Genomic DNA, 23,356 nt, shown 5'->3' with positions numbered 1-23,356 from the left:
AGACGGCTGCCGTCACCACTCAAACTGTTCGAAAATCAGAGGCTTGCTCTGCGAGCTTGACCGGCGCGACCGCGCCGGCAGCGGAGCCGGTGACGGGTGGTCGCAGCTCTCGTGCGCTGCCGATGCATGCTGGCACTTGCATCCCGCTGGCGCGCGGTGTGCCGCACCCGTTCGAACGCCGTGTTGCGTTTTCAAAAACCTTGTACCAAAAGACTGCGCAGATCGTTCGCGGTTCATCCGCCTTTCCAGCAGGTCTGCTCATGTCCTCCTTCGCGACGGCGCGTCTCAAAATGGTCGATGGCCAGGTGCGCACCAATGACGTCACCGATCATCGTGTGTTGGATGCCATGCTGACGGTGCCGCGCGAGACCTTCGTGCCGTCAGACCGGCAGGCGCTGGCCTATCTCGATCAGGATCTCAACGTCGCGGATGCAGGTTCTGCGAAACGGTTTCTGATCAACCCGATGCTGACTGGAAAGCTGCTGCAGGCCGCCGCGATCAAGCCGACGGACAGCGTGCTCGTGGTCGGCTGCGCGACCGGCTATCTCGCTGCGCTCGCCGCCAAGCTCGCCGCGAGCGTGGCCGCGACGGAGCCCGACCCGGCTCTCGAAGGACGGGCCAAGCAGTTGCTTGCCGGAGCGGAGGGGGGCCCGGTTTCGGTTCGGGTTGCACCTGCTTCGCAGGGGGACCCGGCTGATGGTCGCTTCGACGTGATTCTCCTGAACGGGGCCTCCGCCATCGCCGTCGATGGCCTGTGTGGCCAGCTGAAGGAGGGCGGTCGGCTCGTCGGCGTCTTCGCCAGGAACCGGCCAGCTCGCGCCATGATCTTTACGCGATCGCATGGTGAAGTCGGCAGCAGGGTCCTTTTCGATGCCGTGGCGCCGATTCTGCCGGGTCTCGAGCAGGTCCCAGAGTTCGTTTTCTAGATCGCTTGCCGTGTTCCGCCCCGATGGGCGGCAGGGCGGCGATCCAGGTAGCTTGAGGGGGAGAGCTTGCGTCGTATTTGCGGCCGCGGGCCGGCTGAATTCTGTTTCAATTCAGGAGTGTGGCCCGGATGCTGCACGTCGGGAGTTTCCGTACGGGTTCCAGCCTAGAGAGGTTCCGTTGCGCTTGCATGGGGAATAAGGTGTGAGGTGCGCGGGAGTCTCTATCAGGTTTACGGCCCGGCTTGGCGTTCGAGCCGGTAACAACGAGAATGGAACAGGGATGTTTGGGGTGAAGCTCGTCACCGCGGCGGCGGCTGCGGTTCTCGTGATGGCTTACGCGGGCCCAATGCCTGCGCTTGCCGACACGATCGAGGCTGCGCTGGTTCGCGCCTATCAGAACAACCCGCAGCTGAACGCGCAGCGGGCTCTGGTCCGTTCGACCGATGAAGGCGTGCCGCAGGCTCTTTCCGGATATCGGCCGAAGGTCAATCTTACAGCGTCGGCGGGCGTTCAGTATCAGGACTCTCAGATCAATGCTGGGGGTACGCCGACGGCGATCGTGCGCAGCGTGAGCCACGGCGAAAATGCGCCGCGCAGTGTCGGCATCAACGTGACGCAGACACTCTATAACGGTCAGCAGACGGCGAACGGCGTTCGCAAGGCCGAGGCTCAAGTGTCCGGACAGCGCGAGGCGCTCCGTGTTCTCGAGCAGACCGTGCTGTTCCAGGCCGCGCAGGTCTACATGGACTACCTGCGCGATTCGGCGATCGTCGAGGTTCAGCGCAGCAACACCCGCGTGCTCGAGCAGACGCTCAAACAGACCCGTGATCGCTTCAACGTCGGCGAAGTCACCCGCACCGACGTCGCGCAGTCCGAGGCGCAGCTCGCAGCCGGCCGCACCCAGCAGCTCACGGCCGAATCGAATCTGACGACGACGCGCTCGAACTTCCGCCGCATCATCGGCAGCGATCCGGAAAATCTTGCGCCGGGCTCGCCGGTCGACCGTTTCCTGCCGTCGACGCTGCAGCAGGCCGTGCAGCTTGCGCTGACCGAGAATCCGAACGTCACGGCGGCGATCTACGGCATCGACGTGCAGTACCTGCAGGTGAAGATCCAGGAAGGCGCGCTGCTGCCGACGGTGACCCTGCAAGCCTCGGCCCAGCAGGCGTACGAGCAGACGCTGACCACGTTCCGCAGCTTCGGCGCTTCGGCGGTCGCGCAAGTCAGTGTTCCGATCTACCAGGGCGGCGGCGAATACGCGCTGATCCGGGCTTCTAAGGAAACCCTGGCGCAGCAGCGTCTCAACCTGGAAACGACTCGCGATCAGGCCCGCTCCGATCTGGTATCGGCGTGGGGCAATCTGCTCGCCGGCAAGGCTCAGGTGCAATCGGCGCAGGCTCAGGTGTCTGCCTCCGAAATCGCGCTCAATGGTGTCCGCGAGGAAGCGAAGGCGGGTCAGCGTACGACCCTTGACGTGCTCAACGCCCAGCAGGCGCTGGTCAACGCGCGGGTGTCGCTGGTTACCGCCCAGCATGATCGCGTGGTGGCTTCCTACAACGTGCTGCAGCGCATCGGCCGGCTGTCGCCGCAGGTCCTGAACCTGCCGACGACGGTGTACGATCCGACCGTCCACTATCAGCAGGTCCGCGACAGCTGGGCCGGTGTTCGTACGCCCGACGGCCGTTAGTCTAATCTTAACGCCGATCCCTATTCCGATCCCTCGGCCGCTGGCCGGGGGATTTTTGTTTGTAGTAGGTGTTCCCGGTTGTGGTGGATGAGAGACGCTTCTCCGTCGAATTCCGTGCTTGTCCGGTTGGCGACCGCCCTTGCTTGCAATCATTTGTTGCCATGACATAGCCTCAAAATGGCCGCGGAACGATTCGCAGTGCGTCGGATGTTGTTCTAAGAATAGTCTCCGATCTGGTCAGTATCGTCCTGTTGTTCTGCATCGATCAGGCCTCGTCTGGAGACAAGTCGGCATGTCCGAAGAGAAGTCCAAGCCACTTGGCTCCAGCGCCCCATGTTTTTGCGCTGAGACGACGCGTGCAGCAGCGTCGCTGATTTGGAGTCGGAAATGACGCAGCCTGCGAAGGTCCAAGAACCCTCGATGGAGGAGATTCTGGCGTCGATCCGGCGGATCATTGCCGACGACGAGGCTAAGCCGCCTGCGGCCGAGAAGGCACCGGAGCCCAAGGCCGAAAAGCCCGCCGCCGCTGCGCCGGCGCCCAAACCGGTCATGAACGACATCCCGCCGTCGAAGATCGCTGCCGCGGCACCGGCGAAGCCTGCGCCGCCGCCACCTCCGCCGCCGCCCGCTGCGGCCGCGAGCAACAGCCAGGACGACATTGACGCATTGCTGGCGGGTTTGGATGAAACGACTGCGCCGGCACAGGCTGAACCCGAGCCTGAGCCGGAGCCTGAAGTACTCGAGTTGACGGACGACATGGCAGTGGCACCACCGACCCCGGCTCCCGCCCCAGCAGCGGCCTCCTTCCGCAAGGTGGATCCGCAGGACGACATCGAGTTCATCGAATCCGGACGTCTGGCGCACAAGGCGCCGCCGCCTGCATCGTCATTCGAAACGTCGTTCGAGCCGCTGGCGCCGAAGCAGCCGATTCTGGCGCAGACGACGGTGAACGCCGTGGAGTCGGCGTTCAACGCGCTGGCGAACACCGTTCTCAGCAACAACGCCCGGACGCTCGAGGATCTGGTCAAGGAAATGCTGCGGCCGATGCTCAAGTCCTGGCTGGACGACAATCTGCCCGCTCTGGTCGAGCGGATCGTCAAGGCCGAGATCGAGCGCGTCTCGCGTGGCGGCCGCTGAGGCGCGATCGCGCCTCGCGGTGCGACGCCCGCACCCCGCCGCCGGCGTCCGGCAGCTCAGCATTGTTCGCCGCCGCTGTTGACTTGGCGGCCTGCGGCGGCTTTCTAGCCCATTCAAGCTGATCCCGGCCGGGCGGTTCGGAGAGTGCTCTGCGCGAGCGCTGCTCCGGCCGGACATCAGTCCGAAAAGAGCCAAGGCATCAACAATTTGCGTGAGCTTGTTCAGGTCGAGAGCAAGGACCGGGACAGGTTCCGCGATATCCGGAATTGGACGGCCGGCCTTGGCGCCTGCTGAGAATGTCATGATCGAAAAGAATTATCAGCCCGCCGACCTCGAAGGCCGCATGTCCCTGGTCTGGGAGGACGCGCGCGCGTTCTCCGCCGGCCGGCCGGACCGCCGCGACGCCGATCCCTTCACCATCGTGATCCCGCCGCCGAACGTGACCGGCTCGCTGCACATGGGGCACGCGCTCAACAACACGCTGCAGGACATCCTGTGCCGGTTCGAGCGCATGCGCGGCCGCGACGTGCTGTGGCAGCCGGGCACCGACCACGCCGGCATCGCCACCCAGATGGTCGTCGAGCGCCAGCTGATGGAGCGCCAGCAGCCCGGCCGCCGCGAGATGGGCCGCGAGAAGTTTCTCGAGCGCGTCTGGCAGTGGAAGGATGAGAGCGGCGGCACCATCATCAACCAGTTGAAGCGCCTGGGCGCCTCCTGCGACTGGGGCCGCGAGCGCTTCACTATGGACGAGGGCCTGTCTAAGGCCGTCGTGAAGGTGTTCGTCGAGCTGCACCGCGCCGGGCTGATCTACAAGGACAAGCGGCTGGTCAACTGGGACCCGAAGCTGCTCACCGCGATCTCCGACCTCGAGGTCCAGCAGATCGAGGTCAAGGGCAACCTCTGGTACCTGCGCTACCCGATCGAGGGCAAGACGTTCAGCCCGGAGGATCCGACCAGCTTCATCGTCGTCGCCACGACGCGTCCCGAGACCATGCTCGGCGACAGTGCGGTGGCCGTGCATCCGGACGACGAGCGATATCAGCACCTCGTCGGCAAGCGCGTGATCCTGCCGCTGGTTGGGCGCGAGATCCCGATCGTGGCCGACACCTATTCCGATCCGGAGAAGGGTACCGGCGCGGTGAAGATCACGCCGGCGCACGACTTCAACGACTTCGAAGTCGGCCGCCGCCACGGCCTGCCGCAGATCAGCATCCTCGATCGCGAAGGCTGCATCGCGCTGGCCGACAACGAGGACTATCTGCGCGGGCTCCCCGAGGGCTCCGAGGAGTTCGCCAAGGAATTCCACGGCGTCGAGCGCTTCGCCGCGCGCAAGAAGATCCTGGAGCGGCTGGAGGCGTTCGGCTTCCTCGAGCGTATCGAGCCCAACACCCACATGGTGCCGCATGGCGACCGCTCCGGCGTCGTCATCGAGCCGTTCCTGACCGACCAGTGGTATGTCGACGCCAAGACCCTGGCGCAGCCGGCGATCGCGGCCGTGCGCTCGGGCGCGACGACTTTCGTGCCGCGCAATTGGGAGAAGACCTATTTCGACTGGATGGAGAACATCCAGCCCTGGTGCATCTCGCGCCAGTTGTGGTGGGGCCATCAGATCCCAGCCTGGTACGGTCCCGACGGCAAGGTGTTCGTCGCCGAGACCGAGGAGGAGGCCGTCGGCCACGCCATCGGCTACTACGTCGAGCAGGAGGTCATCACGGCGGAGCAGGGCCGCGAGATGGCGCTCGACCGCAACAAGCGCGACGGCTTCATCACGCGCGACGAGGACGTGCTCGACACCTGGTTCTCCTCGGCGCTGTGGCCGTTCTCGACGCTCGGCTGGCCCGACGATACGCCGGAGGTGAAGCGCTACTACCCGACCAACGTGCTGGTCACCGGCTTCGACATCATCTTCTTCTGGGTCGCCCGAATGATGATGATGGGTATCCATTTCATGAAGGAGGTGCCGTTCTCGACGGTCTACATCCATGCGCTCGTCCGCGACGAGAAGGGCGCCAAGATGTCGAAGTCGAAGGGCAACGTCATCGATCCGCTGGCCCTGATCGACGAGCACGGTGCCGACGCGCTGCGCTTCACGCTCGCCGCGATGGCAGCCCAGGGCCGCGACATCAAGCTGTCGACCCAGCGTGTCGACGGCTATCGCAAGTTCGCCAACAAGCTCTGGAACGCCAGCCGCTTCGCCGAGATGAACGGCTGCGCGGTGACCGAAGGCTTCGATCCGGCCTCGGCCAAGGAGCCTCTCAACCGGTGGATCGCCCATGAGGCGGCCGCGGCGACGCGCGAGGTGACCGAGGCGCTGGAGGCCTATCGTTTCAACGACGCGGCCAACGCGATCTACCGCTTCGTCTGGGACGTCTATTGCGACTGGTATGTCGAGCTCTCCAAGCCGACCTTGCTTGGCGAGGACGGTCCGGCCAAGGCCGAGACGCGGGCGATGGTGGCGTGGGCGCGCGACGAGATCCTCAAGCTCTTGCATCCCTTCATGCCCTTCATCACCGAGGCGCTGTGGGAGTCGACCGCCAAGCGCGACGGGCTGCTGACCCTGTCGCCGTGGCCGCACCGCTTGGACACGCCGACCGTCGCCGAGATCGCGGCGCTGTCGGCCGCCAGCTTCGGCGATCCCCTGGTGCCGCCGGTGCTGGTCTCGTTCGACGCCGCCAGCTTCAAGGACGAGGCCGCCGAGGCCGAGATCGGCTGGGTGGTCGATCTGATGACCTCGATCCGATCGGTCCGCGCCGAGATGAACATCCCGCCCGGCACCCAGATCCCGTTGGTCCTGGTCGGCGCCTCGGCCGAGACGAAGGCGCGCGCGCCGCGCTGGACCGACGCGATCAAGCGCATCGTCAAGATCTCCGAGTTGTCCTTCGCCGATACGGCCCCTGAAGGCTCCGCCCAGCTCGTCGTCCGCGGCGAGGTCGCCGCGCTGCCGCTCAAGGGCGTCATCGATCTCGCCGCCGAGCGCACCCGCCTTGGAAAAGAGATCGCCAAGGCCGAGGCCGACATCGAGCGCGTCGACAAGAAGCTCGGCAACGAGAAGTTCGTCGCCAACGCGCCCGAGGAGCTCGTCGAGGAGGAGAAGGAGAAGCGCGAGGCGGCGCTGGCCCGCAAGGCCAAGTTCCAGGACGCGCTGTCGCGGCTGCAGGGCGTGTAGCTCGGCCGCGTTACCCCCGCTGCGGCGCCATCCTCCGCTGTCGTGCCGGCGAAAGCCGGGACCGCCTGATGCTTCCGCCGGGCAGGCTTGACGTCGTCTCACTTCTCCCTGTGGTTATGGGTCCCGGGTCGCGCTGCGCTTGCCCGGGACGACAGCTGGGCTTGCGAATGGCTTGCTCAGGAACCGCGAGCCCTTCAGGCCGAAGCGCCAGGGGAGCTCGACGGCCTTGGTGATGCCGATGCGGATGCCGGTGACGACCTCGACGTCGCCTGTTCGCGCAAACAGCTCGATCGGCTGAGCATCCAGCGCCAGGCCGTTATGCGCGATGCTCACCCCCATCGCCTCCGTCAGCTTGCCCGGCCCCGAGCACAGCGCCCGCACATCCTCCAGCCCACGCCGCCGCCGCATCTCGTCCACGCCCATCGTCGGCTCGATCGCCCGGATCAGCACGGCGCTGGCCGAGCCCTCCGGCTCGCAGACGAAGTTCACGCACCAATGGATGCCGTAGGAGCGGTAGACATAGGCAAAGCCGGGCGGGCCGAACATCACCTGGTTGCGCGGGGTAGGCCCCCGGAACGAATGCGCCGCCGGGTCGGTGTGGTGATAGGCCTCGACCTCGACGATGATCCCGCCGACGCCATCGACCAGGAACGTCGCCCCGATCAGGTCCGGCGCCACCTGGAGCACGTCGCGGGCGAAGAACGCCCGCGTCAGCCGCTTGCCTGCGCCTGCGCCCCGAGGCCGTGAAACTCCGGGAGTTTTTGCCGGTTTTTGCGCCATTCTCGAGAAAATCTGCCGGGATGAGCGCCCGCGGGCGCTGCCCATATCTGCCATGCCCTGGTATCCTCGGCCAGCCGGTTGCGGCGCGCCGCGGCACGGAATAGCTAGGGCGCAACAGAGATTTGCTGGGCATCCATGGTCACCATCGTCGACACGCTTTCGAACACGCCGCTGCGCCCCCGTCACCCCGAGAAGGTGAACCGGCCGGACTCGGTCTCGCCGGCCAAGCCGGCCTGGATCCGCGTCAAGGCGCCGACCACCCGCGGCTATGCCGACACCCGCAACATCGTGCGCGAGAACGGCCTGGTCACCGTGTGCGAGGAGGCCGGGTGCCCGAACATCGGCGAGTGCTGGGACAAGAAGCACGCCACCTTCATGATCATGGGCGACACCTGCACGCGGGCCTGCGCCTTCTGCAACGTCAAGACCGGCCTGCCTCAAGCGCTCGACGGCAACGAGCCGGACTACGTCGCCGAGGCCACCTTCAAGCTCGGCCTCACCCATGTCGTCGTCACCTCGGTCGATCGTGATGATCTCGCAGACGGCGGCGCCGCCCATATCGCGGCGACCATCCGTGCGATCCGCGCGAAGTGCCCGACCACGACCATCGAGGTGCTGACGCCCGACTTCCTGCGCAAGGACGGCGCGCTGGAGCAGGTCGTCGCCGCCAAGCCCGATGTCTTCAACCACAACCTCGAGACCGTGCCGTCGCGCTATCTCTCGGTCCGTCCGGGCGCGCGCTACTTCCACTCGATCCGGCTGCTGCAGCGGGTCAAGGAAATCGATCCCACCATCTTCACCAAGTCCGGCATCATGGTCGGCCTCGGCGAGCAGCGCCACGAGGTACTGCAGGTGATGGACGATTTGCGCTCGGCCGAGGTCGATTTCCTCACCATCGGGCAGTACCTGCAGCCGACCAAGAAGCACCACGCCGTGATGAACTACGTCACGCCGGAGGAGTTCTCCAACTACGAGACCGTCGCCTACACCAAGGGCTTCCTGATGGTGTCGGCGAGCCCGCTCACGCGCTCCTCGCACCATGCCGGCGAGGACTTTGCCAAGCTGAAGGCCGCGCGCGAAGCCATCGCACGCTGACGACACGAGATGCCGAGATTCTCCAACAAGCGGCGCGTGCCGCACACGGCCGAGCAGATGTTCGACCTCGTCGCCGATGTCGAGCGCTATCCCGAGTTCGTGCCGCTGTGCGAGCGGCTGGTGGTGCGCCAGCGCAACCCGAAGCCCGACGGCACCGAGGTCATCGTCGCCGACATGACGGTGTCGTTCAAGCTGGTCAAGGAGACCTTCACCAGCCGCGTCACGCTCGACCGGGCAGGGCGCAAGATCCTGGTCGAGTATGTCAGCGGGCCCTTTTCCAATCTTGAAAACCGCTGGAGCTTCGACCCGCGTGGCGAGGGCGCCTGCGAGGTGACGTTCTTCATCGCCTATGAGTTCAAGAGCCGCATGCTGGCGATGCTGATGGGCTCGATGTTCGACACGGTGTTCGCACGCATGTCGGCGGCGTTCGAAAAGCGGGCGGACGCGATCTACGGGCGGAAACCGGCGGTATCGTCGACGTAGGCCGATAGCTTCTGCCGATGATGTACTGAGGTCGACGTCCCACCCTCAGTCGTCATCCCCGCGAAAGCGGGGATCCATAACCACAGGGTGCCGTGTGGCGGTACGCCCGTAACTCCGATCTCGTCTCACCACATCCGCCGCGGCGTATGGGTCCCGGGTCGGCGCCTCCGCAGCGCTTTGCGCCGCTGCGGCTTGCCCGGGACGACGGCGGAGGGTGAGGCGGGCGGTCAGCCAACTCATAGCAAGGCGACGCCAAAGGTGGCGCTGCTCAAATATCCTATCCACGTCTCAAACAGCTGCTCCGCGACGATGCCGCGGAGCCGGTCCGATCGCGGACGGTTCGCCTGCGATTGAAACCCTACGCCGCCTGCACGGCGGTCAAAAAGTCTCTCACCTTGCCGCGCAGCTCGTCGGCATGCCTGGCGAGCTGTCCGGCCGCGCCCAGCATCTGCCGGGCGGCGCCGCCGGCCGACTCCACCGTCTGGCTGACCGAGCCGATATTGGTGGCGACCTCGCGGGTGCCGCTGGCGGCCTGGCTGACCGAGCGGGCGATCTCCTGCGTCGCGTGGCCCTGCTGGTCGACGGCGGTGGCGATCGTCTTGGCGATCTCGCTGATCTGGCCGATGGTGCCGCCGATGCCCTGGATCGCGGCGACGGTGTCGCTGGTGGCGCGCTGCATGGCGCTGATGTGGGCCGAGATCTCGTCGGTCGCCTTGGCGGTCTGGCTCGACAGGCTCTTCACCTCCGAGGCGACGACGGCAAAACCGCGGCCGGCATCGCCGGCACGGGCCGCCTCGATCGTCGCGTTCAGCGCCAGCAGGTTGGTCTGGCTCGCGATCGCGTTGATCATGTCGGTGACGGCGCCGATCTTGGCGGCGGCGTCTGCCAGGCTGTTGACGAGATCGTTGGTGCGCGAGGACGCCTCGACGGCTTCGGCCGCGATCGTCGAGGAGGTCGCAACCTGGCGGTTGATCTCGCTGACCGAGCTCGACAGCTCCTCGGTCGCTCCCGCCACCGACTGCACGTTGGACGAGGCCGAGCTTGACGCCGAGGCGACCAGCGCGACGCGCTGCGCCGCCTGGTCCGCGGTGGTCGTCAGCGAGGCCGCGGTGGTCTCGACATCGCGCGAGGCGCCGGAGATCGCGTTGGCAATGGCGCCGACGGAGGTCTCGAAATCCTTGGCGATCTTGTCGAGCGCGCGCTTCTTCTCCTCGCGGGCGGCAATGAGGTCGGCGAGATCGCGGCGGAAGCTGATGACGTAGGTCTGGCCTTCGACCTGGGTCGGGACCAGGGTGATCTGCACCAGCGCCGGGCTGCCGTCGGCGCGCTTGGTGGTCCACTCGAAGCTGGCGTGCCCCTCGCGCCTGGCCTTGGCGTCCATCTCCTTGACCATGTCGGCGGAGCGCTTGCCGTTGGGCTGGATCTCGGGCGCCATCGTTGCCGGCGAGCGCGACAGCAGGTCCTGCTTGCTGCGGAAGCCGCCGAACCGGACCGCGGTCTCGTTGCAGGCGATGATCTTGCCTTCGGACATCACCAGGATGGCGTCGCGATGGCGTTCGAACAGCTCGGCCATCAGGAGGTTGTGCGTGCGATCAGCCGACTTGCCGGAGAAAAAGGCCATGGGGTCCCGAATCCACTGTCAGAGAGGAATGCACCAGAGCTAGCAGGACAAAATTAACCAAAACCTTTCGGGGAGAGCGGCGCGGACGATAATCGTCGGGGAGCGATCCGGACGGGTGACGGCAGGCGTGCAGCCGCGGCTTCCGCGACGCAATCGCGTCCGGGCTATGCCTATCGTTCGACCCTCTGACGTCACGAGGGCGCAGGGAATGCCGGGTGCTGGCCGCAACCCATGGCCCGCCTGCAAACAAAAAGCAGGCGGCAGTCACCACAGGTTCAGCCGACAACCGGCATTCCCTGCGCGATGGTCTTCACGCTTATACGCAGTCTCCCCGGGGACCGGCTGTCTTGCCCCCGTGACCGGTGGATCATCATCACCACCGGCGTGACACCAGCTTCGGGGTGTCAGGACGCTGCGACTTCACGTCCGCCAAGAGCCGTCCGTCCGCACGTCCAAGACGCGCTGCGGCCCCTCGGCGGCCATCGCCTCCCACCTCGCGTCTCGTGACGATCGCGATACGCCCCTCGTGTCGAGGCGGGATGAGGGGAGGGAAACATGGATTTCGGAAAAATCAAAGAAGGATATTTTTGCGGGGCGGACTGGACAGTGAGTCGGGCGTTGAAGGCGCTGACGAATATCGCGTTTTGGCGCACCCGTATTGGAGGTGGTTGCAACGATGGCGATGCGCGCGGATTGTCGTGCTGGAACGTCCACGGCACCGGTGATTTGCCCGACGAGCGTGCTGACATGCGCCCGTCATCTGCGCCTGGCGCAGGATCCCAAGGCGCGGCGGCTCGTCATGTCGCCGCCAATTCGGTCGCGTGAAAGGCTGTGCTGACCGGCCAGAAGCGCCAGTCCCACCCACCGCCGTCGTCCCGGGCAAACCGGAGTGGCGCAAAGCGCGGCGCAGGCGTCGACCCGGGATCCATACTCCGCGGCGGACGTGGTGAGACGAGACCGGAGCCGCCGGCGTGCCGCCACACGGCGACCTGGGGCTATGGATACCCTCTTTCGCGGGGATGACGGCGGAGGGTGGGGCGACGGCGTCGCTAAGCAAAGAACAATAAATTGCCCGCCATCGATGTGCTTTCCCGCAACGCGCGCGCCTCCGTGCCGATGTTTTCCGCCGCTTTCCGCTCGGCGCACGAAGGTCTATAGTGTCACCATGACGACTTTGCTCGACCAGGCTTTCGACGTCGCACGCCGGCTTCCAGCCGAAGAGCAGGACGAACTGGCGCGCGTGCTGTTGCGGCTGGCCGGACACGACGAGGCTCGCGTCGAGTTGACTCCGGCAGACCTGTCTTCGTTCGAAGGATCGCTTCGCGAGGCGGATCAACGCCAGTTTGCGACCGACGACGAGATCAAGGCCATATGGGCCAAGCACGGTCTCTGAAACTCCGCTTCACGACTCGCGCGGCCCGCGAGCTTGAGGGCATTCTGGCTTATATTGCCGCTCATTCGCCAAGCGGCGCGAGGCGTGTGCAGACCCGAATCAAATCGGCTCTGGAAATGTTGGCGGATCATCCCAGAGCGGGCGCTCCATCGAGCCATCCACGCCTGCGGAGGCTGGTCGTCAACCCGTATCCTTACCTCATCTACTATGAAGTCACTGCTGATGAGGTGATCGTTCATGGCGTGCGTCACGCGGCGCGCGATCCGGACGAGTCGGCATGACTTGAGGTCGAGAACCATTTTTTCCTCATTGCGAGTCCACCCACCGCCGTCGTCCCGGGCAAGCCGGAGCGGCGCAGAGCGCCGCGCAGGCGCCGACCCGGGACCCATACTCCGCGGCGGACGTGGCGAGACGAGATCGGAGCCACCGGCGTGGCGCCACACCACGCCCTGGGGTTATGGATCCCCGCTTTCGCGGGGATGACGGCGGAGGGTGGGGCGACGACGTCGCTTTGTTGAACTCGCCAAAGAACTGTATCGCGTCGCTGCGTTCGCGATCACGGCGTGGCGAGAGCAGGGCGCAGCGTTCGCAACTACGTCCTTGGCCGCCGTGGCGGCCGTTTCACCGGATGCAACCGCGGCGCCCGTGCCACCCGCGGGCGCAGCCGCGTCGCCGCGGCGCGTTTCGGCTTGGCCGGCACCTGCGGCCGGGCCAGCTCCATCAGCATGCGCAGCGCCTCGATCACCGAGCGGGTGCGAACCGTGCTGCGGCCGATGGCGCCGAAGCGGTGTTCGCGGTGGGTGATGCGGCCGTCACGGGCGGCGACGGCGAAATGCACCAGGCCGACCGGCTTGCCGGGGGTGGCGCCGCCGGGGCCGGCGATGCCGGTGATGGCCACGGCGAGATCGACGTCGGCGCGTTCGAGCGCGCCGACCGCCATCTGGATCGCGGTCTCCTTGGAGACGGCGCCGAAGGTCTGCAAGGTCGAGGCCTCGACGCCGAGCATCGCGCGCTTGGCTTCGTTGGAATAGGTCACGAAGCCGCGGTCGATGACATCCGAGGAGCCGGGGATCTCGGTGAGCGCGGCGGCGACGAGACCGCCGGTGCAGGATTCGGCGGTCGCGATCATCAGCTTGCGCGACCGGCACAGGTCGAGCAGCGAGCGGGCCAGCGCGCTGGTGGAGCCGATCTGTCGTTCGCTCGCCATGTGTCCCGCTCGTCCCTCGACGCGATAGCTACCCCAACATGACCTTGCCGAGGATGGATGGCCTCGATGGAGTCGAGACGCTTCCACGGCCTCGGTTTCACCTCGCCACGCCAGGGCGAAGCGAAGCTTCGCTAGGGCGGGGAGAGGTCGGATTGCATCGATGGATGCAATCCGGGTGAGGGGGAAAGGTCTGTCCGCACGCACTTCTCGTGCGTCTGCCCCTCACCCCAACCCTCTCCCCGTCCTAGCGAAGCTTCGCTTCGCCCTGACGGGGCGAGGGGGCGCACCGCGATCGCGGTGAAGAACTCGACTTTCAACTCACACTCGGCGGCCAGAGCCTGGGGCCAAGTCACCGAGCTCTGTTAGTTCGACGCAAACGGATGACATCCCCGTCGAAAAGATGGAGCTCCACTACGCCCCCCACGGCAGCCGGATCGTCGCGCTGGCGGTCGCGGCGATGCCTTCTTCGCGGCCGGTGAAGCCGAGGCGCTCGCTGGTGGTCGCTTTCACGGCGATGCGCGAGATGTCGACGCCGGAGATTTCGGCGATGCGGGCGCGCATCTGGTCGCGCAAGGGACCGATCTTCGGGCGCTCGCAGATCATCGTGACCTCGAGATTGGCGACGCGGCCGCCGCGCGCGGCGACGCGTTCGATGGCGTATTTCAGGAACTGGTCGGAGGAGGCGCCCTTCCACTTTATGTCGGACGGCGGGAAGTGCGAACCGATGTCGCCGTCAGCGAGGGCGCCTAAAATTGCGTCAACCAGAGCGTGCAGGCCGACGTCGCCATCGGAGTGGGCCAGGAAGCCCTTGCTATGCGGCACGCGCAGGCCGCACAGCCAGACATGGTCGCCTTCGCCGAAGGCGTGCACGTCGTAGCCGGTGCCCGTCCTGATGTCGCCGAGCTGAGCGGCCAGGCGCGCTTCCTCGCGCACGAAATCTTCCGGTGTGGTGAGCTTCATGTTGGCAACATCGCCCTCAAAGGTCGCAACCGTCAATCCCGCCCATTCGGCGATCGCCGCATCGTCGGTGAACTCGGTGAGGCCGTCGCGCGCCGCGCGGCGATGCGCCTCGAGGATGGTGTCGAACTTGAAGGTCTGCGGCGTCTGCGCGATGCGCAGGCGCGCGCGCTCCGGCGTAGCAGTGATGTCGCCGCCGGCGCCGACTTCCTTGATGGTGTCGGTGACGGGCACCACGGGAATCGCGGCGCCGGTCTTGTTGGCCGCGACAATCGCGCGCGAGATCACCGCCGGCGTCACGAAGGCGCGCGCCGCATCGTGGATCAGCACGATGTCCGGCTTGTGCGGCACCAATGCTTCGAGGCCCGCAAGCACCGAGGCCTGACGCGTCGCGCCGCCATGGGCCGGTGCTTCGTGGCGCAGGCCTGCGACCGCGGCCTTGAAGACGTCGATGTCATCCGGGTTCACGACCGGCTGCACCACGGTCACCTCGGGATGCTCGGCGAATGCCGCGAGCGCGCGGTGGATGACGGTGCGGCCGCCAATGCTGCGATATTGCTTCGGACCGCCGGCGCCGGCGCGCAGTCCGCGTCCGGCCGCGACGAGAATGGCTGCAGTCCGCTGAGAAGTCGTCATGGGAACAGGGTATCGATGCTGATGGGAGGATGAGGAGGTTTGCCGGCTTCTTACATCTGCAGATCATGTTAAGCGAGCAGGATCACACATCGCATGAGCTGCCCTGCGACCCCGACGCATGTGCAAGCAGCCGCTAGGGAAAGCCTTGAAGCACCGTCGGGTCGACCTTCATGCGCGCCCGAGGAGCCATGCAAAATCAAGGCAGCTCAAGGGTTTACCATGACTGCCGAACAAGCATATTTTGCTGCACTGCACTTGAAATGCTGATTGTCTTGGCTAAAGTGTAGGCATGACGCTTGACTGCCCAAGAATTGTGCTTGAGAGTGCTGCGCGGACGCAATGATGCGTCGCATGAGCTTGAAGAGTCGTTTGTGACCGGCCCGGCCAATACACCCCCCAATGCCTTGAAGATAGGCGACGTTTCGCTCGCCAACCGGGCCATCCTCGCGCCGATGTCGGGCATCACCGACGCGCCGTTTCGCCGACTCGCGGCCGAGCTCGGCGCGGGTCTGGTGGTGTCCGAGATGACCGCGAGCGACGATCTGGTCAGAGGTCGCTGGATATCCCGGCTGCGTTGCGAGGCCAGCGGCATCGGCCCGCATGTCGTCCAGCTGGCCGGCTGCGAGGCGCACTGGATGGCCGAGGGCGCCAAGGTCGCCGAGGACGGCGGCGCTGACATCATCGACATCAACATGGGTTGCCCGGCGCGCCACGTCACCGGCGGGCAGTCCGGCTCGGCCTTGATGCGCGATCTCGATCATGCGCTGACCTTGATCGAGGCGACGGTCGAGGCCGTCGACGTGCCGGTGACCCTGAAGATGCGGCTCGGCTGGGACGAGCGCAGCCTGAATGCACCGGAGCTGGCGCGCCGCGCCGAAGCGGCCGGCGTGCAGCTGATCACCGTGCATGGCCGGACGCGGCAGCAGTTCTACAAGGGCGAGGCCGACTGGAGCGCGGTGCGCGCCGTCAAGCAGGCCGTCGACCTGCCCGTCGTCGTCAACGGCGACATCACGAGCTACGCGGAGGCGCGCGAGGCGCTCGATGCGTCCGGCGCCGATGCCGTCATGATCGGCCGCGGCGCGCAGGGGCAGCCCTGGCTGCCCGGCCAGATCGGACGTCGTCTCGATGGCGCGGCGGAGGAGGCCGCGCCGGAGCTGGCGCAGCAGCTCCTGTATCTCGCCGCGCTCTACGACGAGATCTGCCGCCACTATGGCGCGCGGTTCGGGCTGCGCCACGCCCGCAAGCATCTCAGCTGGGGGCTCGACGTCGCCGCCGAGCACGCGAATGCGCCGGCCGAAAAACTGAAGGCGTGGCGCGAGCGTATCCTGACATCCGAGCAGCCGTCCCTGGTGCATCGGGCGCTGCGTGACGCCTTCGACGATTTTGCCTGGAGTGCAGCCGCATGAGCTCAGCCGCAGAACAGCGCAAGCGACTTCCCTCGGATGGCGATGCCATCCTCAACGCCCTGCCGAATCCGGTCCTGGTGATCGGCCCGGACGGCATGATCATGGACGCCAACATGGCGGCGGAATCGTTCTTCGATTCCTCGACGCAGTTTTTGCAGCGACAGTCGCTGAAGAAGCTGGTGCCGTTCGGCTCACCGCTGCTGGCGCTGATCGATCAGGTGCGCACCACCAGCGCGCCGGTCAACGAGTACAAGGTCGATCTGGGCACGCCGCGCACCGGCGCCGACCGGCTGGTCGACCTGCACGTCGCGCCGCTGCCGGAGCGGCCCGGCCATATCGTGGTGATGCTGCAGGAGCGCACCATCGCCGACAAGATGGACCGCCAGCTCACCCATCGCAGCGCCGCGCGCTCGGTGATCGCGCTGGCCGCGATGCTGGCGCACGAGATCAAGAACCCGCTGTCGGGCATCCGCGGCGCCGCGCAGCTCCTGGAGCAGCAGGCCTCCTCGGAGGACCGCATGCTGACCCGGCTGATCTGCGACGAAGCCGACCGCATCGTCACCCTGGTCGACCGCATGGAGGTGTTCGGCGACGACCGTCCGGTGGCGCGCGGCCCGGTCAACATCCACTCTGTGCTCGACCACGTGAAGCGGCTGGCGCAATCGGGCTTCGCGCGCAACATCCGCTTCATCGAGGATTACGATCCGTCGCTGCCGCCGGTGCTCGCCAACCAGGACCAGCTGATCCAGGTGTTCCTGAACCTGGTCAAGAATGCCGCGGAAGCCGTCGTCGACCTCGGCGCCGATGCCGAGATCCAGCTCACCACTGCCTTCCGCCCGGGCGTGCGGCTGTCGGTGCCGGGCAAGAAGTCGCGGGTGTCGCTGCCGCTGGAGTTCTGCGTCAAGGACAACGGCCCCGGCGTGCCGGAAGACCTGATGCCGAACCTGTTCGATCCGTTCGTGACCACCAAGCCGACCGGAAGCGGCCTCGGTCTTGCATTGGTCGCGAAGATCATCGGCGACCATGGCGGGATCATCGAGTGCGAGTCGCAGCCGCGCAAGACGACCTTCCGGGTGCTGATGCCGATGTACAGCGCCAGCAAACAACACGACCAGGGCCATCGCGATGACGTTTCGGGGACGTCGCTGCATGCCTCTCAGGGATCAAATTGAGGACCACCTATGCCTGCAGGTAGCATTCTCGTTGCCGACGACGATACGGCCATCCGCACGGTCCTGAACCAGGCGCTGTCACGCGCCGGCTACGAGGTGCGGCTGACCGGCAACGCCGCCACCTTGTGGCGATGGGTGAGCCAGGGGGAGGGCGATCTCGTCATCACCGATGTGGTGATGCCCGACGAGAACGCGTTCGACCTGCTGCCGCGGATCAAGAAGATGCGGCCGAACCTGCCGGTCATCGTGATGAGCGCGCAGAATACCTTCATGACCGCGATCAAGGCCTCCGAGCGCGGCGCCTACGAGTACCTGCCAAAACCGTTCGACCTGAAGGAGCTGATCGCGATCGTCGGCCGCGCCTTGGCCGAGCCGAAGGAGCGGGCGGCGAGCCAGCCCGACGACGGCGAGTTCGAATCGATCCCGCTGGTCGGCCGCTCGCCGGCGATGCAGGACATCTATCGCGTGCTGGCGCGGCTGATGCAGACCGATCTCACCGTGATGATCTCCGGCGAGAGCGGCACCGGCAAGGAGCTGGTGGCGCGCGCGCTGCACGACTACGGCAAGCGCCGCAACGGCCCGTTCGTCGCCGTCAACATGGCGGCGATCCCGCGCGACCTGATCGAATCGGAATTGTTCGGCCATGAGCGCGGCGCCTTCACCGGCGCCAACACCCGCGCCTCCGGCCGCTTCGAGCAGGCCGAGGGTGGCACCTTGTTCCTCGACGAGATCGGCGACATGCCGATGGAGGCGCAGACGCGCTTGCTGCGCGTGCTGCAGCAGGGCGAGTACACCACCGTCGGCGGCCGCACCCCGATCAAGACCGACGTCCGCATCGTCGCGGCGTCGAACAAGGACCTGCGCATCCTGATCCAGCAGGGGCTGTTCCGCGAGGACCTGTTCTTCCGCCTCAACGTCGTGCCGCTGCGGCTGCCGCCGCTGCGCGAGCGCATCGAGGACCTGCCCGATCTCATCCGTCACTTCTTCGCGCTGGCCGAGAAGGACGGGCTGCCGCCGAAGAAGCTCGATGTTGCAGCACTCGAGCGGCTCAAGCAGCACCGCTGGCCGGGCAATGTCCGCGAGCTGGAAAACCTCGCCCGCCGCCTCGCCGCGCTGTATCCGCAGGACGTCATCACGGCCTCAGTGATCGACGGCGAGCTGGCGCCGCCAGCGGTGACCACCGGCTCCAACGCGCCGAGCTCGATCGACAATCTCGGCGGCGCCGTGGAAGCGTACCTGTCCTCGCACTTCCAGGGCTTCCCGAACGGCGTGCCGCCGCCGGGCCTGTATCACCGCATCCTCAAGGAGATCGAGATCCCGCTGCTGACCGCTGCATTGGCTGCGACGCGCGGCAATCAGATCCGCGCGGCCGATCTGCTCGGGCTCAACCGCAATACGCTGCGCAAGAAGATCCGCGACCTGGACATCCAGGTCTACCGCAGCGGCGGCTAGCTGTTCCGATCGTTCCCCCGGCGCAGGCCGGGGGAGTCTGGTCTCAAACCGTTACAGTCTAGCGGCGGATCGCGCGATATCAGGCCTCCTTCGCGACGGCGGGTATCGCCGTCTCGGCGCTGCGCGAGCGGCTGATGAACAGCACCAGCCCGGCGCCGATCATGGTCACGATTGCGATCGGCAGCAGCGCCAGGCCGTAATTGCCGGTGGCATCCAGCACGCTGCCATAGATGTTCACCATCAGGCCGCCGCCGATCAGGTTGGATATGGCGCCGATCATCGCGAGACCGGCTGCCGCCGATCCAGTGTCGAGCCAGCCCGACGTCAGCGCCCAGAACGGCCCTTTGAACGCATAGGCGCCGACGAGCACGAGGCTGAGCAGAAAGACCGTCCCGACCAACGAATGAATGACGAAGACCCCGAGAAGCCCAAGCGCAATCAAGAGCAGGGTCACCGCGGTGTGCCAGCGCCTTTCTCCAGATTTGTCGGAGTGACGGCCCCACAGCACCATCAGGATGCAGGCGAGACCATAGGGGATCGAGTTGATCAGTCCGGTCTCAAGGTTCGTGAGCCCGAAGGATTTCAGGAATTGGGGTTGCCAAACGCTCAGCACGGACCCGGCTGCCGACGCGCCGGAACAGGCGAGCGCCATCGCCCAGACATGGGGATTTCGCAGCAGTTGCACGAAGGAGCCCCACCCGGTTTGTTGAACCGTCGCCGGGCGGCTCGCCGTCTCGCGTTGGAGCTCAGCGCATAGCCACGCCCGTTCCTCATCGCGCAACCAGCGCGCCTGGTCCGGCCTGTCGGTCAGCACCGACAGGCAGATCAGGCCGAGCAGCACGGTCGGGAGGCCTTCGACGATGAACAGCCATTGCCAGCCTCGCAGACCAAGCAGGCCGTCGAGACCCAGCAGCAACCCGCCAAGCGGAGAGCCGATGAAGGTGGCTGCCGGGATGGAGATGGCGAACAATGCGATCAGGCGCCCTCGATAGTTCGCAGGCAGCCAATACGTCAGGTAGAGCAACACGCCTGGAAAGAAACCGGCCTCGGCCGCGCCCAGGATGAATCGCATCGCATAGAACGAGGTCTGGCCCTGCACGAACGCCATGCCGGCCGAGATGATGCCCCAGGTGATCATGATCCGGGCGATCCAGCGCCGCGCGCCGAAACGCTGCATGGCCAGGTTGCTCGGCACTTCCATCAGGAAGTAGGAGAAGAAGAACAGGCTGGCGCCGAAGCCGAACATTGACTTCGACATCCCGAGATCCTGCACCATCTGCAGCGATGCCATGCCGACATTGCTGCGATCCAGGATGGCGAACAGATAGCAGATCATCACGAACGGCATGATGCGCCAAGAAACCCGGCGCATGGTCGACCGTTCGAGCGCGTTCGGCGCCGTCGCGGCTATAACCATCGTATCCTCCCAAGTTGTTATGTGCGTCGCTCAGGCGACGTCGAGCTGCTTCTTGTTGACCATCGCACGCCGGTCGAGCGTCTTGCCTTCCAGAACGTCCATGATGTGGTTGACCGCAAGGACGCCCATCGCGTCACGCGCGGCCTGCGTGCTGGCTCCCGCGTGAGGCGTGACCACGACGTTGGGCAGAGCGAGCAGCGGCAGGTCTGGCCTCGCCGGCTCCTCGGCAAACGAGTCGAGGCCGGCCCCCGCGATGACCCCGTCGCGCAACGCATCGAACAGGGCCGTCTCGTCGATGAGCCCGCCGCGCGCGGTGTTGATCAGGATCGCATTGCGGCGCATGCGGGCGAACTGGTCGCGGCCGATCATGTTGCGGGTCTGCGGCGTCAGCGGGCAGTGCAGGCTGATGAAATCGCTCGCCGTCAGGATCTCGTCGAGGCTGCCGACGCGCGCGGCGCCGGCGATCTCGGAATTCTCAGGCATATAGGGATCGAAGACGCGCACCTTCATCTGCAGCGGCTGGACAAGACCGACCAGGATGCGACCGATCTCGCCGAAACCGACGACACCCAGACTGCGGCCGAACAGCTGCGCGCCCCTGGTCGTGGCCTTGTCCCAGTGTCCGGCCTTGATGCGCGCGTCGAGGTGCGGGATCTCCCGCGCCACCGCGAACATCAGGGCGAAGGCGAGCTCGGCGACCGATTGCGAATTGGCGCCGCGCGCGACGAACACGGGAATGCCGCGCCGGTCTGCGGCGTCGACGTCGATGTTGTCGGTGCCGACCCCGTGCTTGGCGATCACCTTGAGCTTCGCCGAGGCGCCGATCACCTGATCGTCGATCTTGCCTTGCCGCACGATGAGGCCGTCGGGCTGCTCGCGGGCCGCGATCTCGGCCAGTTCCTGCGGGCTCGCATAATGCGGATTGTCGATCAGTGCCGCGCCGCGCCGGGCCGCGATGGCGGCTGCTTCCGCCGTGAGAGCCGGTCCGGTGATGAGTAGCTTGTAGCGCATGTCGCAGCCTTCTTGCCGGCGGCAACGCCCGTGACGTGCGCCGCATGGCGCACGGTTGATCCTGCGGCATTGGCTCCGCCCGACCCGTTCCCCGACGAGACGCTGACCGTTTCCCCTGTCGCCATTCCAAAATTGAAACAGCGTTGCATTTTCTGTAGGTATCGCCGCGACGGCTCGTTTTGTCAACTGCCGATCGGCAGAGCCGCAGGGACGATCGCACCAGGAGCACACCATGACCGCAGGTTTCCGCATTTATCCGAATCCGAAGCAAAAGGTCGCCAAAGACCTCGTCCAGCGATATCGGGTGCTACCGGTCGCCAATGTCAGCGACAGCATGTCGCGAATGAACGCGGCAGGTCCGCGCCTGCGCCCGATGCACGGCGGCGGCGTGCTGGCGGGGCCCGCGATCACCGTGAAATCGCGCCCGGGCGACAATCTCATGCTGCACAAGGCGCTCGACATGGCCGAGCCAGGAGACATCGTCGTGGTGGATGCCGGCAGGGATCTGTCCAACGCCCTGATCGGGGAGATGATGATCGCGCATGCGGAGCGCCGTGGCCTCGGCGGCATCGTGATCAACGGCTCCGTGCGTGACGCCGCGGCGATCCGCGCGGGCCGGTTTCCGATCTTCGCCGCCGGCGTCACCCATCGCGGCCCCTACAAGGACGGCCCCGGCGAGATCAACGTCGCGATCGCGATCGACGGCATGGTGATCCAGCCCGGCGATCTCGTGCTCGGGGACGAGGACGGGCTCGTCTGCGTCCCGTTCGCCGATGCCGAAGCCGTCTTCGCCGCGGCGAAGAAGAAGCATGATGCCGAGACGGCGCAGCTCGAGGCCATCGCGGCCGGGCGCAACGACCGTTCGTGGGTCGACGAGGAGCTGAGGAAGCGCGGCGTCGAATATATCGGCTGAGCTTCGCCTCGGCCGGCGTGAACTTCGCTGCGGGGCTGTGTATACCCGTGCTGACAGCGGCCGCCCGATCTGCGGCCGGTTCGGGAAGCAGGACGTGGCGAAGACATCGAGCAGACCCAAGAAGACCGTGAAGCCCGCCGCGTCGTCGGGCCTGAAAGGCGTCTCCGCCGTCGACCGCGCGCTGAGCGTCCTGACGGCCTTTCGACGCGGCGACGGAGAGGTGAGCCTTGCCGAACTGACCAGGCGGACCGGGCTGATCAAGACGACCGTGATGCGCGTCGCGCTGTCCTTGGAAAGCTACGGCCTGATCCGCCGGGTCGATGGCGGCGGCTACCGGCTCGATGCCGAGGTGATGCGGCTGGCGGCCTGCTACCAGCATGCTTTCGGTCTCGCCGATCATGTCACGCCGGTGCTGGAAAAGCTGGCGCGTTCGACCGGTGAAACCGCGTCCTTCTACACGCGCCGGGGCGAGCAGCGCCTTTGCCTGTTTCGCGTCGAAAGCGCCAATCAGATCCGGATGCATGTCCAGCCCGGTGACCTGCGTCCGATGGACAAGTCGGCTATCGCCCAGGTGCTGCGGCACTTCGATCGGGGGCGCGCCACGGCGGCGATCGATACGCCGCTCTTCACCAGCGGCGTCACGGACCCTCATTCTGCGGCGCTGGCCACGCCGGTGTTCGGGCCAGGTGGTGCGCTGCTCGGCGCTCTCGCTCTGTCCGGTCCGGTCACCCGATTGACCCCGGCGCGCGCCGAGGAAATCCGTCTGGAACTGAGGGCGGCTGGCGTGGACCTGACCACGGCGTGCGGTGGATAGACACCGCCGGGCACGCGCGGCATCGCTGGGTTGAGCCCGAAAGACCGGATTCGCAGCCCAGAATGCCGTTTTTCGGCAGCAAA

General features: G+C 66.2%; 20 protein-coding genes. 14 read left to right on the top strand and 6 right to left on the bottom strand.

What is annotated here, in order from left to right; all coding sequences use genetic code 11:
• The first annotated feature begins 260 nt into the window (after positions 1 to 260).
• The 4 genes from ACQR1I_RS14155 (at position 261) to ACQR1I_RS14140 (ending at position 6,916) form a co-directional block, all read left to right on the top strand.
• Positions 261 to 926 (top strand): protein-L-isoaspartate O-methyltransferase family protein, encoded by a 666-nt coding sequence (locus ACQR1I_RS14155; RefSeq protein ID WP_434867446.1) that lies wholly within the window; start codon positions 261 to 263, stop codon positions 924 to 926.
• Between the two features lie 280 nt (positions 927 to 1,206).
• Entirely contained in the window at positions 1,207 to 2,613 is a 1,407-nt protein-coding gene (locus ACQR1I_RS14150) for a TolC family outer membrane protein (RefSeq protein ID WP_434888734.1), read from the top strand.
• A gap of 387 nt (positions 2,614 to 3,000) precedes the next feature.
• Positions 3,001 to 3,750, top strand: a complete 750-nt coding sequence (locus tag ACQR1I_RS14145; protein WP_434867321.1) for a PopZ family protein — start codon at positions 3,001 to 3,003, stop codon at positions 3,748 to 3,750.
• Positions 3,751 to 4,051: 301 nt separating this feature from the next.
• Positions 4,052 to 6,916 (top strand): valine--tRNA ligase, encoded by a 2,865-nt coding sequence (locus ACQR1I_RS14140; RefSeq protein WP_434867322.1) that lies wholly within the window; start codon positions 4,052 to 4,054, stop codon positions 6,914 to 6,916.
• A gap of 114 nt (positions 6,917 to 7,030) precedes the next feature.
• On the opposite strand, the gene ACQR1I_RS14135 is transcribed toward ACQR1I_RS14140, so the two are convergent.
• Positions 7,031 to 7,696: a DNA-3-methyladenine glycosylase gene (locus ACQR1I_RS14135; protein WP_434867323.1), complete on the bottom strand. Its 666-nt coding sequence runs from the start codon at positions 7,694 to 7,696 to the stop codon at positions 7,031 to 7,033.
• Positions 7,697 to 7,831: 135 nt separating this feature from the next.
• Here ACQR1I_RS14135 and lipA point away from each other — a divergent pair, with 135 nt between their 5' ends.
• On the top strand, positions 7,832 to 8,791 hold the full coding sequence (gene lipA / locus ACQR1I_RS14130; RefSeq protein ID WP_434867324.1) for a lipoyl synthase: 960 nt from the start codon (positions 7,832 to 7,834) through the stop codon (positions 8,789 to 8,791).
• A gap of 9 nt (positions 8,792 to 8,800) precedes the next feature.
• Entirely contained in the window at positions 8,801 to 9,274 is a 474-nt protein-coding gene (locus tag ACQR1I_RS14125; RefSeq protein ID WP_434867325.1) for a type II toxin-antitoxin system RatA family toxin, read from the top strand.
• 358 nt (positions 9,275 to 9,632) lie between these two features.
• Here the strand turns inward: ACQR1I_RS14125 and ACQR1I_RS14120 are convergent, their stop codons facing one another.
• Positions 9,633 to 10,895, bottom strand: a complete 1,263-nt coding sequence (locus tag ACQR1I_RS14120; protein ID WP_434867326.1) for a methyl-accepting chemotaxis protein — start codon at positions 10,893 to 10,895, stop codon at positions 9,633 to 9,635.
• Positions 10,896 to 11,450: 555 nt separating this feature from the next.
• On the opposite strand from ACQR1I_RS14120, the gene ACQR1I_RS14115 reads away from it, so the two are divergent.
• From ACQR1I_RS14115 to ACQR1I_RS14105, 3 genes are all read left to right on the top strand, one after another.
• Positions 11,451 to 11,720 carry a hypothetical protein gene (locus ACQR1I_RS14115; RefSeq protein WP_434867327.1) on the top strand — a complete coding sequence of 90 codons (270 nt, stop codon included), beginning with the start codon at positions 11,451 to 11,453 and terminating at the stop codon, positions 11,718 to 11,720.
• Positions 11,721 to 12,060: 340 nt separating this feature from the next.
• On the top strand, positions 12,061 to 12,288 hold the full coding sequence (locus tag ACQR1I_RS14110) for a hypothetical protein (RefSeq protein WP_434867328.1): 228 nt from the start codon (positions 12,061 to 12,063) through the stop codon (positions 12,286 to 12,288).
• Positions 12,267 to 12,569, top strand: a complete 303-nt coding sequence (locus ACQR1I_RS14105) for a type II toxin-antitoxin system RelE/ParE family toxin (RefSeq protein WP_434867329.1) — start codon at positions 12,267 to 12,269, stop codon at positions 12,567 to 12,569. Before ACQR1I_RS14110 ends, ACQR1I_RS14105 begins: the two co-directional genes overlap by 22 nt.
• A gap of 311 nt (positions 12,570 to 12,880) precedes the next feature.
• On the opposite strand, the gene ACQR1I_RS14100 is transcribed toward ACQR1I_RS14105, so the two are convergent.
• Both ACQR1I_RS14100 and ACQR1I_RS14095 read right to left on the bottom strand, forming a co-directional pair.
• Positions 12,881 to 13,495, bottom strand: coding sequence for a CinA family protein (locus tag ACQR1I_RS14100; RefSeq protein ID WP_315799941.1), 615 nt, complete (start codon positions 13,493 to 13,495; stop codon positions 12,881 to 12,883).
• Between the two features lie 411 nt (positions 13,496 to 13,906).
• Complete coding sequence (locus ACQR1I_RS14095) at positions 13,907 to 15,088, bottom strand: bifunctional 2-C-methyl-D-erythritol 4-phosphate cytidylyltransferase/2-C-methyl-D-erythritol 2,4-cyclodiphosphate synthase (protein WP_434867330.1); 1,182 nt, start codon at positions 15,086 to 15,088, stop codon at positions 13,907 to 13,909.
• 452 nt (positions 15,089 to 15,540) lie between these two features.
• On the opposite strand from ACQR1I_RS14095, the gene dusB reads away from it, so the two are divergent.
• From dusB to ntrC, 3 genes are read left to right on the top strand one after another with little or no spacing between them, the layout of a single operon-like run.
• The gene (gene dusB, locus ACQR1I_RS14090; protein ID WP_434867447.1) at positions 15,541 to 16,494 is read left to right on the top strand and encodes a tRNA dihydrouridine synthase DusB; all 954 of its coding nucleotides are present in this window, start codon (positions 15,541 to 15,543) and stop codon (positions 16,492 to 16,494) included.
• The gene (locus ACQR1I_RS14085; protein WP_434867331.1) at positions 16,491 to 17,666 is read left to right on the top strand and encodes a two-component system sensor histidine kinase NtrB; all 1,176 of its coding nucleotides are present in this window, start codon (positions 16,491 to 16,493) and stop codon (positions 17,664 to 17,666) included. Before dusB ends, ACQR1I_RS14085 begins: the two co-directional genes overlap by 4 nt.
• A 9-nt stretch (positions 17,667 to 17,675) precedes the next feature.
• Positions 17,676 to 19,118, top strand: a complete 1,443-nt coding sequence (gene ntrC / locus ACQR1I_RS14080) for a nitrogen regulation protein NR(I) (RefSeq protein ID WP_434867332.1) — start codon at positions 17,676 to 17,678, stop codon at positions 19,116 to 19,118.
• A 79-nt stretch (positions 19,119 to 19,197) separates the two neighbouring features.
• Here ntrC and ACQR1I_RS14075 read toward each other — a convergent pair whose 3' ends face one another.
• Both ACQR1I_RS14075 and ACQR1I_RS14070 read right to left on the bottom strand, forming a co-directional pair.
• Entirely contained in the window at positions 19,198 to 20,535 is a 1,338-nt protein-coding gene (locus ACQR1I_RS14075) for an MFS transporter (protein WP_434867333.1), read from the bottom strand.
• 30 nt (positions 20,536 to 20,565) lie between these two features.
• Positions 20,566 to 21,546, bottom strand: a complete 981-nt coding sequence (locus ACQR1I_RS14070) for a hydroxyacid dehydrogenase (protein WP_434867334.1) — start codon at positions 21,544 to 21,546, stop codon at positions 20,566 to 20,568.
• Between the two features lie 232 nt (positions 21,547 to 21,778).
• Between ACQR1I_RS14070 and ACQR1I_RS14065 the strand changes: the two genes are divergently transcribed.
• Positions 21,779 to 22,459, top strand: a complete 681-nt coding sequence (locus tag ACQR1I_RS14065) for an RraA family protein (RefSeq protein WP_434867335.1) — start codon at positions 21,779 to 21,781, stop codon at positions 22,457 to 22,459.
• A 94-nt stretch (positions 22,460 to 22,553) separates the two neighbouring features.
• A complete protein-coding gene (locus ACQR1I_RS14060) occupies positions 22,554 to 23,273 on the top strand; it encodes an IclR family transcriptional regulator (protein WP_434867336.1) in 720 nt (239 codons plus the stop codon).
• Positions 23,274 to 23,356: the final 83 nt, after the last annotated feature.

The organism is Bradyrhizobium sp. HKCCYLS2038 (genome assembly GCF_051167655.1).
Lineage (GTDB): Bacteria > Pseudomonadota > Alphaproteobacteria > Rhizobiales > Xanthobacteraceae > Bradyrhizobium.
Note: the sequence above shows the minus strand (reverse complement) of the source record. Positions and strands in the feature narration are given on the sequence as shown.